1 protein-coding gene is annotated in these 1,025 nt (G+C 75.7%); it reads right to left on the bottom strand.

Features of this window, described 5'->3' with window-relative positions; translation table 11 throughout:
• Positions 1–260 precede the first annotated feature (260 nt).
• On the bottom strand, positions 261–1,025 hold a 765-nt coding region (locus IE249_RS00650; protein WP_229857141.1), incomplete at its 5' end, for an anti-sigma factor RsbA family regulatory protein.

Below are 1,025 nucleotides of genomic sequence, written 5' to 3'. Positions count from 1 at the left end.
GCGCGATGCTGGAGGGCAGGATCGAACCGCTGGTACTGGACCCGCTGGGCGCGTAGCCCGCGAGGCCGCATGGCCGCATGGCCGCGAGGCCGCGAGGCCGCATGGCCGCGAGGCCGCATGGCCGCGAGGCCGCATGGCCGCATGGCCGCATGGCCGCATGGCCGCATGGCCGCATGGCCGCATGGCCGCATGGCCGCATGGCCGCATGGCCGCATGGGACCGTACGCGAACCCGCCCGGGCGTCGAGCCACTTGGGCGGTTCAGGGAGCGAACCAGCAGCGGACCGTGGTGCCCTTCTCACCGGTGTGCACGCGCACCAGGTCGGCGACGAGGTTGACCAGCAGCAGACCGCGGCCGCCGCGCTGGTCGCGGGCGGCGGGCCGGCGTCCGGCCAGCGGGTCCGCGATGCGGCCACGGTCCCGCACCTCGCACACCACCTCGCCGTTCTCCGCCCACACCCGCAGCTCTCCCGAACCGCCGCCGTGCACCACGCTGTTGGTGGTCAGCTCGGCCGTGACCAGCGCCAGGTCCTCCAGGCGGGTGTCCACCAGACCCAGCCGGGCGCCCTCGGCGGTGGCCACGTGCCGCGCCCGCGAGAGCGTCTGCGCGGTGAAGGCGAAGGACAGCGCGTCCGGCGCGGGCGACAGCGGCTCGTTGTACCGGCCGAGGACGTGGTCGGGGGCGTAGGCGGCGCTGTCCCGCCCTGCGGTGGCGCCGGAGGGGATGACGACGGGGTGGGTGGCGTGCGCGTCGGCGAGGACGCGCTCGTCCAGCCGCACCTCGTCGTACGGGCACAGGATGGTGACCTCGCGGCCCTCGAACGCCGCGTTGATCAGCGCCTCGTGCTGCACACAGGCCGGGTACTCGGTGGGCGTGCGGCCGGCCCAGACCGGCTCGCCGATGATCCGCACGCGGCGGCCGGCCCCCTGGGCGTCGGCGAAGGCGCGCAGCACGCCGGGGATGATCCGGCCGGGGTTGCGTCCGGCCTGCCGCATGTCCAGCAGCCGTACGGCGGTGGCGTCCGC

The sequence above is a fragment of the Streptomyces anandii JCM 4720 genome (genome assembly GCF_014650655.1).
GTDB lineage: Bacteria > Actinomycetota > Actinomycetes > Streptomycetales > Streptomycetaceae > Streptomyces > Streptomyces anandii.
This window is presented reverse-complemented; position numbering and strand designations above follow the sequence as displayed.